This window comes from Stenotrophomonas sp. STEN009 (genome assembly GCF_056760395.1).
Window position 1 is genome coordinate 169916 of sequence record NZ_JBRRES010000002.1, and the last position, 15584, is coordinate 185499.

Sequence of the window (15584 nt, forward strand, 5' to 3'; positions counted from 1 at the left end):
GTGCAGGGCGTCCGTCAGCGACCCTTCGGATTCAGGTAGAGCCGCGCGCTGTCGGACTCGCGAAAGCCAGACCACCGTCCGCCACCCGATGCACGGAAACGGCCGTACACCGTGTTGCTGGTGTCGGTCAGCAGCAACTGGTTACCGGAAAGCACCCAGCGGTTGGCCGGGAAGAATCCCTCTGGACAGCCCGCCGGCACATAGGCGCTGTAGCCGCCGAACCACTCCATGCTCTTCAGTTCGATCGTGCAGGTGTTCCCGTTCTCCTCGCCCAGCGTCCACGTGCCGAACAGGTCGCTGTCACGCAGATCGCGGGGATGGCGGCGTTCCTGGCCCCAGCGATCGGTGTCATCGGGGACGCCGATCTCCAGATCCACGCCGGTGCTCTCGCTGTTCGATTCGGAATGCGTCCGGGAATGGGTGCTGGACTGCGAGGTCATCGAGCCGCTGCTGCCGAAGGCCGTGTCATCGCTGCGCTGGCTTTGGCTCTGGGTGGTCGAGGTCTGGGTGGTCTGCGAGGTCTCGGTGCTCTGCTGGCCAAAGCCGAAGGATGCATCCTGGGCCATGACGGGAAGGGTCAGGCAGCACAGCGCAGCCAGGCAGGTGCGCGGGAGCAGGGCGGGCATGGCGGGAACCTCGGAAGGGCGACCCGGAAAGCATGAGACCGGCAGGGTGGGAGACCGCGTGATGGTGCCATGCCGGCTGCGCAACGGCACTCGATGGCGGGCACCGTGGCGGTGCCCGTCGCCCCGGTCCCGGCCCTCAGGGCCTGGGTTTCAGCCGCGCCACGCGTCGTCGGTACTGGTAGACGTTGTCGCCCTCGATGCGGGTGGCCTCGGTGCCGCGCACCTGGCCCACCTTCTGGTCCGAGCCGCTGACGGGCGCGGCCTGCACTTCGGTTTCATGCTCGAAGGCGTGTGATTTGTCGGTATTGCGGTAGTAGCGGTACAGCGCCCAGTACAGCGCGGTCGCGCCGGCCGGACCTGCCGCCAACAGCCAGAGGCCACTGTCGTCGCTCATGCGGTCGCCATCAGAATGAGGATTGCCACTGCTTCGATGATCGTGCCGGCCGTAAGGGCTGCCAGCAGCATCTTCCACTGCTGCACGGGCACGCTTCCCATGGTTTCGCCGGTACGCCCGTTCACCGCGATGTAGTGCAGCATGCCGCCGTTGCGGCCGGGCTGATGATAGGAGTACAGCCAGACCGGCAGGTACATGGATACCCAGCGGGTGCCATGCACGTCCAGCTGTTCCTGCTCCCAGCGGACGCCCCGGTTGTAGCCACGCACCGACGCTTCCACCTGTGCGCGCGCGATCGACAGCAGCTGGTCCTCCAGCCGCGGGCGCAGCGTTTCGACATCGAGATTGCGCTTCTCGGACGTGAAGCCGGCCAGGTAGGACGCGTTCCATTTCACCGCGTTCTTGGTGTCGAACGGCAGAATGGTGTTGATGATGTTGTTGGTGTTGGCACTGATGTCCAGATTGCCGCGCTCGGCAGAGGATTCCAGCGGCAGATCGTCGACGGTGAAGTTCACCTGGCGCTCGATCTGGTAGACATCGGCATCGTATACGGTGCGCTTGTTCTTCTCGCTGCCCACGGTGTATCGGCGGGTCTGGATCTCGCCCTTGCCCGCCACGACGGCGCTGACATTGCTGTCCACGATCATGTACGGCAGGTACACGCCGACCACGTTCTCGGGCGTGAACTGATCCTTGAAGGCTTTCAGGGCGAACAGACGGCGCTTGTCGACGAACTGGCGGATGCGGGCAACCGCATCGTCCTTGCTGATGTGGAACGGCAGTACCGCATCCGGCACCGCGCCATTGGCGATCTGCTCGTTGACGCCGAACACATGCCGGCACCAGTGGCAGCGCGCCGTCATCGTGCTCTCGGTGTTGACCGTGACTTCGGCGCCGCAGCCGGTGCATTTGAAGCTCATCAGCGCCGACGCATCGGCATCGATGTCGCGTGCACCGCTGGCAATGATGGTGCCACGCAGCTGGTCGATGTTCTCGCCCAGACCGAATGCCTCTTCCACCCGGGCGCCATGCCATTCGTGACGGCAGTACAGGCAGACCAGGATGTCTGTGCCGAGCTTGGGCCGGATATCGGTGGCGCCGCATTTCGGGCACCGGTTCAGGCCGTCCTTCAACTCGGTGGCGGAGGTGTCGATGGCCAGCGGGTCCGGGGCGTCCACTTCGTCGCGGATCGCCTGCGGCAGCTGCGAGGTGTCCAGCGGGAAGCTGCCGGGTGGGGGAGGGACGTCCCGCGGAGAGCCCGGACCGTCCAACGCCGCCCCCGGCAACGGCGGAGGTGTCACAGGGCCGGAAGCGGGCAGCGGAGGCGGTCCGTTGCGTGGATCTGACATGTGCGGTTCGCGTCCTGCGGGTTACAGGCCCAGCGCCTTGGCCTTCAACGCATCATAGTCATCCTGGGTGATCAGGCCCAGGTCCAGCATCTCCTTGGCCTTTTTCAGCTTGGCCACCGGGTCATCCGCGGCTGGGGTGGCCGGCTGCTGCATGCCGCCGACACCGAACATGCCCGATGCCATGCCGACCCCCACCAGGCCTGCCGCGCCGCCGTTCTCGCCGGCGGACTGGATGCCCTGGGCGACACTGGCCTGCAGGTTGGAGTTGCCGCGCGATCCGGCCAGCGCGTCGGCGCGCTGCACGGTCTTGAGCAGTTCGCGGGTAGTGGCGTCGTATTCGATGGAGACGATCGCCGTCTTGACGATGGCCAGGCCGCGATCGCTCTGCCACTGGTAGGCCTGCTCGACGGCGGCCGACAGGCTCTGCGCGAAGCCGATCGAATCCTGCTGCAGCCGGGTGATGCGGTTGCCCTTGCCCGGATCGTTGGTGTACAGGCTGAAGGCCGGCGCCAGCGAGCCCACCACCTCATTGAACAGCTGGGTGGCGGCAGCGTTGTCCAGATCGGTGAAGTCGAACACCTTGCCCGGTTGCAGGTAGGCTGCGGGTACGAAGTTCTTCACGAACAGGATCGGATCAACGATCTTCAACGTGTACGAACCGCGGGTGACCGCGCCGACCTGGGTGTTGAGGAAACCGTCATCCCAGTAGATCTCCGACTGGGTGCCGAAACGGTTGTCCGGCAGTTCCTTCAGCGAGACGAAGAAGGCGGCCTGCTGGCTTCCCGGCTGGCCACCGAACTTGAAGCGCTCCCAGCTCTGCTTGATGAAGGTGCTGACCAGGCCATCGCCGGCGAAGAGGGACTGCGAGTTCAGGTCGTCCGAGCGCCATTCGTATCCGCCCGGTTCGGCGACGAAGGCGGTGATCGCACCGTCCTGGAACAGCAGCAGGCCGTAGCCCTCGGGCACGACGATCTTCGAGCCGTTGCTGATGATGTTGGACGACCCGTGGGTATTGGAGCCGCGCCCGGCATTGGTGCCCTGCGGGACCGCAGCGAACAGGGCTGCGGTGGCCGGTAGGCCGGTGGGCACGGTGTAGAAGTCCTTCCACTGGTCGGCCAGCACACCACCGACCGCACCCTTCACCGCCTGTACCAGACCCATGGCCAACTCCCTGTTGTTGCGTGGACAGGCACCATGCCTGTCGAGCCCGCCTGAATATAGCAGCGGGCGGGGGCGGGCGTGCCATCCCTTGCTGAATCAGGTGGCGGGCGGCCGTCGCAGCGCCTGCAGCACGGCGGCCATGTCCAGCCCGCCCAGGCCGAGCCGCTGGGCGCGGTCAAAAAGGGCATCGCTGGCCTCGATCAGCGGTGCCTTGATGCCGGCGTCGCGTGCTGCCGCAGCCACCAGCTGGCTGTTCTTCAGCACGTCGGTGATCGACGCCTGCACCGCATAGTCGCCGCGCACCATCTTGTCGAGCTTGATCCGCGAAACGTCACTGGCCATCGGGCCGGCATCGAGCACCTGCGCGAAGCGCTCCAGCGGAATGCCGTGCGCTTCGGCGAAATGCACGGCCTCGGCCAGGCCGGTCACCAGCGTGATCAGGTACAGGTTCACGGCGAGCTTCATGCGCAATGCCGCGGGAACATTGCCGCAGGGAACGCATTGCCTGCCCAGCGGCGCCACCAGCGCGGAAGCCTGTGCGACGTCCTCGTCTTCACCTGCCAGCAGGATGACCAGCTGCGCGGCTTCGGCCTGCACCCGCGAGCCGGACACCGGGGCTTCCACATAGCGCCCGCCGGCTGCGCGCACCTGTTGTGCCAATGCATGCGAATAGGACGCGGAGCTGGTCCCCATGTTGATCAGCAGGCGACCGGCAGCACGCGCGGCGAATTCGGGGCTGTCGCGTGCCAGCACGCTGTCGATCGCCGCGTCGTTGGCGAGCATGAGGATGATCGTGCCGCAGGCAGCGAACACGTCTTCAACGCCATCGGCCACTCCGACACCGGCGGCGACCGCCTCGGCGTCGTTGCGGCCCGAGCGCGACCATCCCAGTACCTGGCTTCCCGTCCGCGCCAGGTGCGACGCCATCGGCGTTCCCATCACTCCGAGCCCGATGAATCCGACAGGCATGACTGCTTCCACTGGGGACAAGGCGCCCATCATGCCGCAGGGCGCCGGCGACCGGCAGGGATTGACCGCGCGCAGTCGGGGACGCAGGCTGGGCCGGCTCATGGCCGCCCGACACCCATCGCCCCTGTCCGCATCCTCGCACGCCATTGAAGGGGTGGCGTGCGCGGAGGATGCGTGGCCCTGCCTCGTGCATGCGGGGAGGCCATGAACCAGAGCCCGGAACTGCTGCGCCGGTTGCTGCGTGCCCGCGACTGCGTGGACCGCGCCAGCCACGAACCGTGGCCGGTCGCCCGTCTGGCCGAGGTCAGCGCAGTGTCCGTGGCGCACTTCGCACGCTCTTTCAAGCAGGCGTTTGGCATACCGCCCCATCGCTACCTGCTCAGCCGGCGCATCGAGCGGGCGGTTGCCCTGCTGCGCGAGACCGAACTGCCCATCACCGAGATCGCGCTGGCGACCGGCTGGGTCAGCCTGGGCACCTTTGGCCGCATCTTCCGTGACATCACCGGCGCCAGCCCGGGTGCCATCCGCGAACGCGAGCGCGCAGGGGTGGCGGCGCAGGGTCGGCTACCGGAGTGCCACGCCCGCGCGGCGCGACGCCCTGACCTGAAGACCGCAGTTCTGGAGAAGCGGCGACGCGACAGCGCTGCTAACGTCGCCCCTGACTGAGGGAGGTCCCATGACGAACAGCGTGAATGTGGTCGGCCTGTACGTGCGCGACCAGGATGAAGCACTCGACTTCTACGTCGGCAAGCTCGGCTTCGAGGTGCACACCGATGTGCGCAACGGTGACTACCGCTGGCTGACGGTCCGCAGCCCCGGGCAGGACGGCGTCCAGCTTGGCCTGTTCCGGCCCGGCCCACCGGTCCACGACGCCGCCACCACGGCGAGCCTGCAGCAGCTGCTGGCCAAGGGGGCGATGCCGCCCCTGGTGCTCGCGGTGGACGATTGCCGGGCCACCTACGAAGCTTGGCGACAGCGCGGGGTCGAGTTCACCCAGGAACCGGTCGAGCGCTACGGCGCGGTCGATGCCGGATTCCGTGATCCTTCCGGCAATGGCTGGAAGATGATCGAGGCCCGGTCCGATGCGAGGCGGCGGCCATGAGCCGCGGGCGCGGGGCCGGCCCCACGCTGCATCCGGTTGACCGGATCAGGCCACGGTGTCGGCCGCGTGGGCGGCCAGCAGGGCCGGCAGCTCGTCCATGCGCTGGAACACCCGATGGACGCCTGCGGCGCGCAGTGCCTCCGGGGTGCTGTGGTGCGGCCCGCCCTCGCTGAAGCCGAACACGGTGGCACCCGCGGCCACGCCGGCCGCAGCGCCGGTCACGGTGTCCTCGATCACCGCACAGCGTTGCGGCTCGACGCCCAGCGAAGCGGCAGCGGCCAGGTAGACATCCGGATGTGGCTTGCTGCGCGGCATGTCCTGGCCGCTGAAGACATGGCCCTCGAAGGCGTCGAACATCCCGACCTTGCGCAGTTGCAGTTCCACCTTGTGCAGGTCCGCGCCGGACGCGCAGGCGATGCGGCCGCCGGTGGCGGCGTGGATGGCCCGCACGGCTTCAGGGGCACCTTCGATGGCGGTCAGGTCCCGCTCCAGGGCACGATTGCGCTGCTGGCGGAACTCCTCCAGCCATTCGGCGGTGAAGGGTTTTCCCGTGCGCTCCTCGATCAGGCCGGCCAATCCGGCAACGGACTTGCCGAGAAAGACCTCGCCTGCCTGGGCGGGGGTCAGCAGCCAGCCGCGCGCACTCAGCATCTCGGAGAGCACGCGGGCCACCAGCGGCTCGGAATCCACCAGTACGCCATCGCAGTCGAACAGCACCGCATCGAAGGGGTAGGGGGACATCGACAACTCCTGCCAGTGAAAAGCCCATCATTATCGCCGGTTCGCGCAGCGCCGGGTTGCCGGGCTGCGGATGGGATGCCGAGGGCGCGCCGACTACAGGCCCGGTTCCCGTCCCATGCGATGCGCCAACGCGAAGATCGCATCAGCCCCGGCCTGGGCAGCGTCCCTGTCTTCCGGCTGCAGGTCGCTGGTGAACAGGTCCTCGACCGACTCCGGCCCGCACATGCCCGACTGGCCGCACAGGCGGTTGAGCAGCGGAGAGTCGATTCCGCAGGGGACGCCGAGCCGGCATCCTGCGAGCATCCAGGCCGCTGTGGCGACCTCGCTGCCGGCGGGAACGCCCTGCAGCTGCTCGCGCCTGCCGGCTGCCGTTGAACCCATCAGGTTGGAAAGTGCCACGTACGCCTCGCCATCCTCCTGCAGGAGGACGGCTTCAATCAGTGTCCTGTGATCGGCCAGGGACAGATCAGAACGTGCATGCCTGATCTGCTCTTCTATCTGGGCCACCAGACTGCCCTGCCGGGCGGCCAGGCTTCGGTAGTGCCGGACGTTCCTGATGCTCTCGACAGTGCCAGGCGAGAACCCGGCACAGCGCCTCTGCAACCATGCGTGGCTGCGTATCAGAGCCGCACGGCGCTCGGGAGGGATGTCGATCGTCGCGATTGCCGCGGGGTCGAGGAACATCACGCACTCGTCGTAGATCCGGCTCAGGGCCAGGCTGGCGTCGGCGTCGCCGCTGCGCGAGCGCTGCTCCAGGTCGGCGATGAGCAGATCCAGGCGGGCCGCCTCGCGGTAGCGCGCCATGGGTGAAAGCACGGGCTTGGCCTGTCCGGTACCCGCGGCGGCTGCCGACGCCGGCGCACCGTGCAGCGCAGCCTCGGCTCCGGTAGTGGCCGTGGGGGATTGCGTGCTGTCCGCAGACCGCCGCGAGGCGACGACAAGCGTCATCGCCAGGAGGACCAGCAGGGCGGCCACGCACGCGGCCATCCGGGACGGGAACTTCACCATCGACCTCTTCTTGGCAACCGGATCCACCGGCACGGGCAGTGAGCTGTCTGTATGCCTGCATCGGCACGCTCGAGCCTAGCACGCCGCATTCATGTTCAAGCCCGGCGAGACGGGGCGTTGCCGCCATGTTGCGTCGCAAGGTGTCTCCCACCATTCGCACTGGTACGGTCCGGCTCGTCGCACTGCAGCGACGGGGAGAAACGACGATGCGCAAGATGCTGCTGCTGTTGATCCTGTTGACCGGCCTGTCACCTGCCGCCTGGGCGGTGACCGTCACCACCACCCATCAGACGATACCCAGCTGGGACGGAACACCGCTCGGGGTATTCGTCATCCAGCCGCAGGGGCAGGGCGAGGGACGCCTTCCGCTGCTGGTCATGCCCAGCAGTTGGGCCGTTCCCAGCGTGGAATATGTCGGCGTCGCGCAGGCGCTGGCCCAGCGTGGCTATATCGTGCTCAGCTACAGTTCGCGCGGATTCTGGGAGTCGGGTGGGTCGATCGACATCGCCGGACCCGCCACCGTCGAAGATGTCAGCGCGCTGATCGACTGGGCGCTGGACAACACCCGGGCCGATCCCGCCCGCATCGGTGTGTCCGGCATCTCCTACGGCGCCGGCACCAGTCTGCTGGCGGCGGCGCGTGATCCGCGCATCAAGGCGGTGGCCGCACTGAGCGGCTGGGCCGACCTGCAGGCGGCGCTGTACAGCAATGACACCCCCAGCGCGCAGGGCATTGCCCTGCTGGTGGCCGCCGGCCTGGCCACCGGCCGTCCCGGTGAGGAGCTGGCCACGATCAACCGCAGGGTGGTGACCGGCAACTTCCAGGGCGCGGTCGAATCGCTGCTGCCGGTTGCGGCACTGCGCAGCCCATCGGCCAGCGTGGCGGAGATCAACGCCAACCGCCCCGCCATCTTCCTGGCCAATGCCTTCAACGACAGCCTGTTCCCGCCCGGCCAGCTGGTGGACTTCTTCAATGCGTTGACTGGCCCCAAGCAGCTGCAGCTGCGTCATGGCGATCATGCCCTCAACGAGGCGCTGGGTGCGCTGGGAGTGCCGAATGAGGTCTACGCCTCGGTGGGGGACTGGTTCGATCACTACCTCAAGGGCGTGGCGAACGGCATCGACCGTGCCCCGGCCGTGCAGCTGAAGTCGCAGAAGGGCAGCTGGAACACCTATGCAGACTGGCAGGCGACCCGTGCCGGGGCGACCCAGTACGCGCTGACCGCGCCGGGCGGACTGCTGCTTCCCACGGGCGGCCTGGTCGAGAACGGGCGCAGCAGCGGCTGGAGTTACCGCATCGGCAGTGGCCTGCCGACCGCCGCCAACTCCGGTGTCGCGATGGTGTCCGGCTCCCTGCAGATGATCAACGTTGCGCCTGGCGCCTACGTGCCCTTCATCGGCCGCAATGCCGCCGGCGTCTGGCAGAGCCCGGTCTACTGGAGCGCCCGTCGCCTGGACGGCATGCCGGAAGTGCGCGTCACCGTCACCCCCAGCCGGGCCGACACCACGCTCTATGCGTATCTGTTCGTCGAGGACGTCCTCGGCAACGGGCAGCTGATCAGCCACAAGCCGTACACCCTGCGCAGCGCGACCCCAGGGCAGGCCAGCACGCTCGATCTGCGTCTTGAAGCGAGCAGCTGGAACATCCCGGCCGGAAGCCGGCTGACCCTGGTGATCGACACCGTGGACCTGCGCTATGCCGGCGTCAGCCAGCTGGGCGGAACGGTCACCTTCAGTTCCCCGGCCAACGCACCTTCAGTCCTGCGGGTGCCCTTGCACTGAGGCGATGCCGCGTTCCTCGACGGGGACGCGGCCGCGTGCGGCGGAGGAAGCGCACGGCGCCGCTGCCAGCGGCGCCTGCTGCATCCGCGTGCCATGCGCCGCATACCATCGCAGGTCTTCGATGAGGCGGGCGATGTCACTGGCCGACGCCGGGTCTGCCGTGCGTTGGCGCAGTGCCGGCATCAGGGCCCGCGCGATGGCTTCGATGCCACGCTCGCCAGCGATGGCCGCGCTGCCGCAGATGCGGTGGGCCATGTCGCTGGCCTTGCCCCAGACGCCCGCCTCGACCGCGACCTGGAGATCCTGCAGGTCGCTGTCATACGATTCCCAGAAGATCTCCAGCATTCCGCGTGCGATCTCGTCCCCCGGTCTGCGGCCCAGCCAGGCCCTGAGCTGGAAGGTGGAGAGAGGTTTGGTCACGACGTGATCGAACCCCGCCTCGGCGCACTCCTTCGCATGTTCAACGCCCTCCATCGCTGAGATCGCCAGGATGCTGGCACGTCCTTGCCGCCGCGAGTGCTCAATCGCGCGGATCCGCCGGCACAGTGCGTAGCCATCCATGTCGGGCAGGTTGCAGTCCAGCAGGATCGAGCCGAACTGAGGAGCCGTCCGGATTACGCGCAGGGCATGCGCAGCATCCGTCGCCAAGGTCACCGACAGCCCCATCGCCTCGATCTGCGCCTTGAACATCCGTGCACTGTAGATATGGTCCTCCACGATCAGTACCGATGGATTCCCGTGCGTGGCGGTCGCCTGCTGTTGGAGTGCGAGCGTGGGAGCGGAAGGTTCGCAGGCTCGCGCGTGACGTGCGGGAAGCACGACGTGGAAGCGACTGCCTTTTCCGGGGCTGCTCTCCACCTGGATGGAACCCCCCAGCCGCTGCGTGATGCGCGAGCAGATGGACAGGCCCAGGCCAGCACCGCCCAGGGCGCGTCCCTGCTGGCTCTGCCAGTAGTCGGAGAACAAGGCGTCGCGCTCCTCGGCACTCATGCCGATACCGCTGTCGATGACCTCGATGTTCAGTGTGCAGTGCCCGGACGTGCCGGCCTCCACCCACAGGCGTACACGTACGTCACCGTTGCGTGTGAATTTGATCGCGTTGGACAACAGGTTGACGACCACCTGCCGCACCACGATGGGATCGATCCACAGATCGCCCGGCTCGCCACAGGGCAGTTCCACATGGCAGGTTACGTTGCGTTCGCGCGCCTGCGGGCGGAACGCGCGCACCGACTCCTCGATCAGGGGGCGCAGCGCGACCCGCGTTGGCTCCGCTGCGCGGCTGCCTCCTTCAAATCGCGAGTACTCCAATGCGTTGTTCAGCAGAAGACTGAGGCTGGAGGCACTGGCCAGGGCTGCATCGAGGGCCTCTTCCTGCTCCGGAAGCACGGGGCCCTTGCCGAGCAGGTCGGTTGCCGAAAGCAGCGCATTGGCCGAATTGCGGATTTCATGGCTGACCACGGCCAGCATCCTTGCCTTCTCCTGCGCGGCGCGTTTGGCCAGATCCCGTGATCGCTTCATCTGGTAGGCCGCGAACGCCAGCGCCAGCAGGACGAGGGCGGCGGAAATCGCTTCCGTCCGGTAGTACAGCAGGATTGCGCCGACCGAGGGCGGCGTGCGGTACACCGTCTCCAGCCAGCCATCGATCACATCCCGGTGATGGGCGACCGAAAGCGCGCGGAGTCCGCTGTCGATGGTGTCCAGCAGCGCCTTGTCCTCGCGCCTGACCACCGCACGCACCACGATCGGCAGCTCCGCGACCGCACCGGACGCGACCAGGGTATGCTGGAAGTATCGGCGGATCACCGGGTTGTACAGCGCATCGGTTCCCAGCGCCGCATCCGCCGTTCCCGACTCGACCGCACCGAGGATCTGCGGCACTCCCGTGAACTCCAGCACCTTGATATCCGGATGATGGCGCCGGATCCAGTCGACGTACTGGCTGCCCTCGCGTACGGCGACCACGTGACCGGCCAGCGCGCCAAGCGTAGCGAAACCGGGCCCCGCCGCGCGTGAGAACAGCAGTGTCCTGCCCTCGAAGTAGGGTGGCGACACCAGGAAGCGGTCATCCTGCGGAAGATCCAGGTCCATGACCGAAGGCACCAGATCCACCTTGCCCGACTGAAGCTGACGGTAGGCCTCCGTGGGCGATCCGGTGGGTACGAACTGGAAGCGGACGCCCGCGAGCCCGGCGATGTGCATCATGTAGCGATAGGCGGAAGCACCTTTCCCGGTGGCGAAGCCAACCGCACGCCCTCCGTCCAACTGCGGATCGGCGGCCACACGGATGATGCGCGCCTGCGTGACGTCGTCGTTGCGGGAGGAGTGATGGACTCCCGTGGCAAGCGCGCAGAGCAGAAGCGCGGCTGCAGCCAGCAGCCCGGCCATTCCTGTTGATCGTTTCATCGGCCTTCCAGAGGCGGGCAAAGCACGTGAGCGGATCTCACGGGACGTTGTGCTGAAGAAGCCGTGGCGACGCGAAGCTGTCACCCCGCGGTGCTCCTCCATTTCGGTGCTGGAAGGCTAGCAAAGAGTGCCCGATGCGTCTTTGCAACTAATTGTATTGGAGAACCTGAACGAGCCGTACATCATTCCTGCCCCGGCCCGCTGCCGCCTTCCCACTACACGAGGTGCCAACGCGACCCTGGGCGCGCCCGTCGGCAGACGCGCTCATTCCAGTCCCAACTCCGATGCGAACCTGAAAAGTTCGGCATTGCTGCTCACGCCGAGCTTGCGCATTGCCGCACGCTTCTGGGTGCTGACCGTCTGCTTGGTGACCGCCAGCTCAAGCGCAATCTCATTCACGCCCTTGCCCGCCAGGAGCAGATGTACCACCTGTGCTTCGCGAGGCGAGAGCAGTTCGCCGGCGGAATCGAATCCGTTCACATCGCGGCTGGCCAGGATGGCGGGTGAGAAATACCGGCGTCCCTGGGATGCGGCCAGCAACGCTCTGGCGACATGCCGCAGGTCATCCGACTTGCTGACCACCGCGGCCACCCCGCGCGTGAGCAGAACCTGGATGATCGGCCACTGGTCCAGCGCGGTGAGAACCACGATGCGCAGTGCCGGGTACCTGCTGCACAACGTATCCACCAACGCCAGGCCATCGCAGCCGTCGCCAGCGGGCATGGAGTAGTCGACGACGGCAACATCGGCAGGCTGGACAGCGAGGAGGTCCAGCAGTTCGACGCCGTTTGCAACGCTGGCCAGGCATTGGAATCCTGCCTGCTCATCGACGATCGCCTCAACCGCAAAGCGTGTGATCGGATGATCGTCGGCAATGACAACATCCTCGACTCGGTCTTTCATAGTGTTTTCCTTCGCATTGCGTTTTCGCGAACAGGAAACTTCACGGCCAACCTGACAAGCGTCAACAGAAGGAGGCGCGAAACATGCCTGTCGAATTCATCATCGCCGATGATCACCCCGTGGTCACCATCGGCGTTGCCCGGCTCATCGCCGCACACCCGGACCTGTCCCTGCGGGGGTGTGCCAGGAATTCGAGCGAGCTCGTCAACCTGCTGGCCACCACCAGCGTGCAGGTCGCGGTGATCGACTACTCGATGCCGGGTGGCGAGTACGGAGACGGTCTGTCATTGATCCGCTTCCTCCTGCGACGCTTTCCTCGCACGGCGCTCGTCCTGCTCACCGGGAACGACAGCAGCCACATCATCGAGCATGCGCAGCGGGCCGGCGTGAAATGCATCGTTGCCAAGTCCGATCCGCTGGAGTACCTGCCACCGGCCATTCTCGCCGCGGCGGTCGGCAGGAACCACCTGTCGCCGCGGATGCTCGAACTCGCTTCGCTGCATGAGCAGTTGCCGGGCGTGGTGCTGTCCGGGCGCGAGCTGGAGGTCCTGCGCCTTCTGGTCGAAGGTTACAGCCAGCGCGAGGTGGCCCGCCAGTTGTGCCGCAGCGTACAGACCATCAGTGCACAGAAGCGCTCGGCGATGAAGAAGCTCGGCCTCAACAGCACCATCGATGTCCATCGCTATGCTGCTGCCAATGGCTGGGTGACCTGTGCCGATGGCGGATAGGCCTGCGGCATTTGCAAACTAGTTCGATTGTGGAAGTGAACTGCCATCCATACAGTGACTGCAACTTAACTCGTAGTCCGGGGGAGCGGAATGACCATTGAACTGGATGCCTGCGTAGCCGGAGTGCTTGCACGGTTCGCTGCACTGGATGTCGAGCAGCAGCGGTGGTTCCTTGATTCATTGAACGGCTACATGTATGCGTCCGCGCCGCAGCGGAGGCAGCTGCGCAGCACGTGGGAGAACCACCGTCACGACGAGATGGGCGGTCGCAGCGCCGTGCCCCGGCAGGCCTAGGCGGCCACGCGGGTGGAGTGGGGCGCCCGCACACATCATCGCTGTTCCGTGACGCCCACGATCTGCACCGATTCCCGATACAGTGCAGCAACGCCGGACCTCGCCGCGCTTGCCTGCTCCAGTAGTGTCTCTTCCACGGGCAGAAGCCCGGAGCGACATGCCTGCACCACGTCCTTGCACTCCATCATCATCCACTTCGTCTGACTGTCGTCCATCACGATTCTCGACAGCACGCGCGAGGCTTTGCGCAGTGCGATCTCCCGCGATGTTGCATGGGCACAGACGTAGGCGTAGAGCGGGGGCGCGAGGCCATGGCGATCACGCCGCAGGTCGAACTTCATCAGAAAGCACACACGCATCCGAACACCGCATCTCCGGCCTGGTCAAACGGCGCGCCATCGCGCCGACAGTGCAGCTCCAGCGGGTTTCGCTGCAGTGCAATATGGCAACAGTGCAATCAAGTCCGCGTTCTTTCCATAGAACTTTTATCAATCATTCGTTGCCGAGCTGGCCGGACAGGGCGATCCGCGCTGAACTTCGGAGTTGTTCGATTGAGTGCTCCAGCCGGCGGACATAGCATGGACGGCGCGCCGGCGCAGGAAGCGGCGAGGGGGCTGTTACCTACATGGACCATGTCGAGGGGGTCAAGACGATGTTCGCAGCGGGAGCCGGAGTACTGTCGGATCTGCGTCACTGCCTGTGCCGGGACTCCGCAACGATGCCCCATGATGAAGGTGCCATCCTGGGGCCGTCATCTGCATCGGAAGAGGCAGGCGTGCGCAGCCACATTGCCTTCCTGTGCCGATTCCCCGATCGCGATGTGCCGGTGATCACCAGCCGGTTCATGGGCCGGTCACTGACGGTGAGCATCGGGCTGGAGCCCCGTGGCGTCGGTCACGCAGGAAGGCAGGCCACCGGGGCAGAGCAGCGTGCGCTGCGCAGCGCGTGCGGCCGCGGTCGCATCCATACCGTTGCCATATCCACACGCACCGCCGCTCCGATCACCCTGCACGGCATGTTCCGTTCGGTGCCCGATGGCGAAGGCGTGATGATCCTGTGCGCCGACGATGCGGTCCGCCAGCATGTGATCGCTCTGATGGGCCTGTCGAACCACTGTTCCAGCTGCGGCGCGACCCGCTGATTCCCTGTTACAGCGTGCGCAGTACACGAAGCTGAGCCGTTCATCCGCGCGGCCCGGGATTTCGAATTATTCGGAATAGTTGCATACCCAGGCAGAGTATCCGTCCCTATCGTAGCGCCCTTCGATGAAGAGGGTGTCGGCAACGCCGCACCCCGACCTCAAGGAAGCTCCGATGAAACGCCTCATTCTGCTGGGCGCAGCCTTGCTGTTGCCCACGTTCGCCAGCGCCGAAATGCCGTCGATCCACGTCGGCGCCATGTACGAGTACCTGTTGCCCGACCAGGGCGCATTGCTGAAGCGTGTCCGCAACAGCGGTGACGCCACGGCATTCGTGCGTGTGCAGGTCACCGAGGTGCGCTACACGGTGGACAACACGCCTTACGAGGTCGATGTGGAGCCGGGTGTGTATGGCGGTGGTGGCAATGCCCTGATTGCCAGCCCTTCGCGCCTCATCGTTCCGCGCCAAGGGCAGCAGGCCACGCGGCTGCTCTTCCACGGCAATCGTGACAAGGAGCGCTATTACCGTGTCCGCTTCGTGCCTGTGCTGCCGAAGAAGGAGGACGAGTTCGCACTGACCGAGGCGCAGTCCGAGGACTATCGCCGTTCCATCGCGGCCGGCGTCAACGTGCTCACCGGCTACGGCGTCTTCGTCATCGTGCATCCGGAAGCGCCGTTGTCTGATCTGCGCACTGATCGACAGGCCGACCGCACCGTGGTGCACAACGCGGGCAACAGCACCGTGGTGCTCGACAACGTGCGCCAGTGCAGCACCGGCACCCAGCCCGGGCAATGCGGAGCGTCGCGCAGGGTGCATCTGTTGCCCGGACGCAGCGAGGCATTCGCACATCTGCCTGGCCAAGACCATCGCTTTGAAATCGTCGAGGGGAAATCCCGCAAATCCGTCCTGCTCGACTAGCAGCTTCCTCTGAAGCTGCGTCCACCGCCGCACACGTCGGCATTTTCCAACCCTGGAGCAATTGC

General features: G+C 66.3%; 17 protein-coding genes. 7 read left to right on the top strand and 10 right to left on the bottom strand.

The window, feature by feature from the left end; genetic code table 11:
- Window positions 1–14: 14 nt before the first annotated feature.
- The 5 genes from ACVOMM_RS01805 to ACVOMM_RS01825 form a co-directional block, all read right to left on the bottom strand.
- On the bottom strand, window positions 15–626 hold the full coding sequence (locus ACVOMM_RS01805; protein ID WP_481525815.1) for an AprI/Inh family metalloprotease inhibitor: 612 nt from the start codon (window positions 624–626) through the stop codon (window positions 15–17).
- Window positions 627–762: 136 nt separating this feature from the next.
- Window positions 763–1020, bottom strand: coding sequence for a hypothetical protein (locus tag ACVOMM_RS01810; RefSeq protein WP_053515893.1), 258 nt, complete (start codon window positions 1018–1020; stop codon window positions 763–765).
- Window positions 1017–2369, bottom strand: a complete 1353-nt coding sequence (locus ACVOMM_RS01815) for a TFIIB-type zinc ribbon-containing protein (protein WP_180875227.1) — start codon at window positions 2367–2369, stop codon at window positions 1017–1019. The genes ACVOMM_RS01810 and ACVOMM_RS01815 overlap by 4 nt, the downstream gene beginning before the upstream one ends.
- Window positions 2370–2390: 21 nt before the next feature.
- Complete coding sequence (locus ACVOMM_RS01820; protein ID WP_065182307.1) at window positions 2391–3530, bottom strand: SPFH domain-containing protein; 1140 nt, start codon at window positions 3528–3530, stop codon at window positions 2391–2393.
- Between the two features lie 96 nt (window positions 3531–3626).
- Complete coding sequence (locus ACVOMM_RS01825; protein ID WP_481525816.1) at window positions 3627–4499, bottom strand: NAD(P)-dependent oxidoreductase; 873 nt, start codon at window positions 4497–4499, stop codon at window positions 3627–3629.
- Window positions 4500–4703: 204 nt separating this feature from the next.
- Between ACVOMM_RS01825 and ACVOMM_RS01830 the strand changes: the two genes are divergently transcribed.
- Together ACVOMM_RS01830 and ACVOMM_RS01835 are read left to right on the top strand one after the other, a co-directional pair.
- Window positions 4704–5165 (top strand): helix-turn-helix transcriptional regulator, encoded by a 462-nt coding sequence (locus tag ACVOMM_RS01830; protein ID WP_180875225.1) that lies wholly within the window; start codon window positions 4704–4706, stop codon window positions 5163–5165.
- Between the two features lie 10 nt (window positions 5166–5175).
- Complete coding sequence (locus ACVOMM_RS01835) at window positions 5176–5601, top strand: VOC family protein (RefSeq protein WP_053515885.1); 426 nt, start codon at window positions 5176–5178, stop codon at window positions 5599–5601.
- 45 nt (window positions 5602–5646) lie between these two features.
- Here the strand turns inward: ACVOMM_RS01835 and ACVOMM_RS01840 are convergent, their stop codons facing one another.
- Both ACVOMM_RS01840 and ACVOMM_RS01845 read right to left on the bottom strand, forming a co-directional pair.
- Window positions 5647–6342, bottom strand: coding sequence for an HAD family hydrolase (locus ACVOMM_RS01840; protein ID WP_180875224.1), 696 nt, complete (start codon window positions 6340–6342; stop codon window positions 5647–5649).
- A gap of 93 nt (window positions 6343–6435) precedes the next feature.
- On the bottom strand, window positions 6436–7350 hold the full coding sequence (locus ACVOMM_RS01845; RefSeq protein WP_180875223.1) for a hypothetical protein: 915 nt from the start codon (window positions 7348–7350) through the stop codon (window positions 6436–6438).
- Window positions 7351–7556: 206 nt separating this feature from the next.
- Here ACVOMM_RS01845 and ACVOMM_RS01850 point away from each other — a divergent pair, with 206 nt between their 5' ends.
- A complete protein-coding gene (locus ACVOMM_RS01850) occupies window positions 7557–9131 on the top strand; it encodes a S15 peptidase family protein (RefSeq protein WP_180875222.1) in 1575 nt (524 codons plus the stop codon).
- Here ACVOMM_RS01850 and ACVOMM_RS01855 read toward each other — a convergent pair.
- Window positions 9105–11537, bottom strand: coding sequence for an ATP-binding protein (locus ACVOMM_RS01855; protein WP_481525817.1), 2433 nt, complete (start codon window positions 11535–11537; stop codon window positions 9105–9107). The genes ACVOMM_RS01850 and ACVOMM_RS01855 overlap by 27 nt on opposite strands.
- 264 nt (window positions 11538–11801) lie before the next feature.
- Window positions 11802–12440 carry a response regulator gene (locus ACVOMM_RS01860; protein WP_065182300.1) on the bottom strand — a complete coding sequence of 213 codons (639 nt, stop codon included), beginning with the start codon at window positions 12438–12440 and terminating at the stop codon, window positions 11802–11804.
- Between the two features lie 83 nt (window positions 12441–12523).
- Here ACVOMM_RS01860 and ACVOMM_RS01865 point away from each other — a divergent pair, with 83 nt between their 5' ends.
- Window positions 12524–13168 (top strand): LuxR C-terminal-related transcriptional regulator, encoded by a 645-nt coding sequence (locus ACVOMM_RS01865; protein ID WP_065182299.1) that lies wholly within the window; start codon window positions 12524–12526, stop codon window positions 13166–13168.
- A gap of 90 nt (window positions 13169–13258) precedes the next feature.
- Window positions 13259–13462 (top strand): hypothetical protein, encoded by a 204-nt coding sequence (locus tag ACVOMM_RS01870; RefSeq protein WP_193395817.1) that lies wholly within the window; start codon window positions 13259–13261, stop codon window positions 13460–13462.
- A gap of 35 nt (window positions 13463–13497) precedes the next feature.
- Here ACVOMM_RS01870 and ACVOMM_RS01875 read toward each other — a convergent pair whose 3' ends face one another.
- Window positions 13498–13803: a hypothetical protein gene (locus tag ACVOMM_RS01875; protein ID WP_154582308.1), complete on the bottom strand. Its 306-nt coding sequence runs from the start codon at window positions 13801–13803 to the stop codon at window positions 13498–13500.
- A 434-nt stretch (window positions 13804–14237) separates the two neighbouring features.
- Here ACVOMM_RS01875 and ACVOMM_RS01880 point away from each other — a divergent pair, with 434 nt between their 5' ends.
- Entirely contained in the window at window positions 14238–14603 is a 366-nt protein-coding gene (locus ACVOMM_RS01880; protein ID WP_146256258.1) for a hypothetical protein, read from the top strand.
- 172 nt (window positions 14604–14775) lie between these two features.
- The gene (locus ACVOMM_RS01885; RefSeq protein ID WP_481525818.1) at window positions 14776–15519 is read left to right on the top strand and encodes a CS1 fimbrial subunit B flags: Precursor; all 744 of its coding nucleotides are present in this window, start codon (window positions 14776–14778) and stop codon (window positions 15517–15519) included.
- Window positions 15520–15584 lie beyond the last annotated feature (65 nt).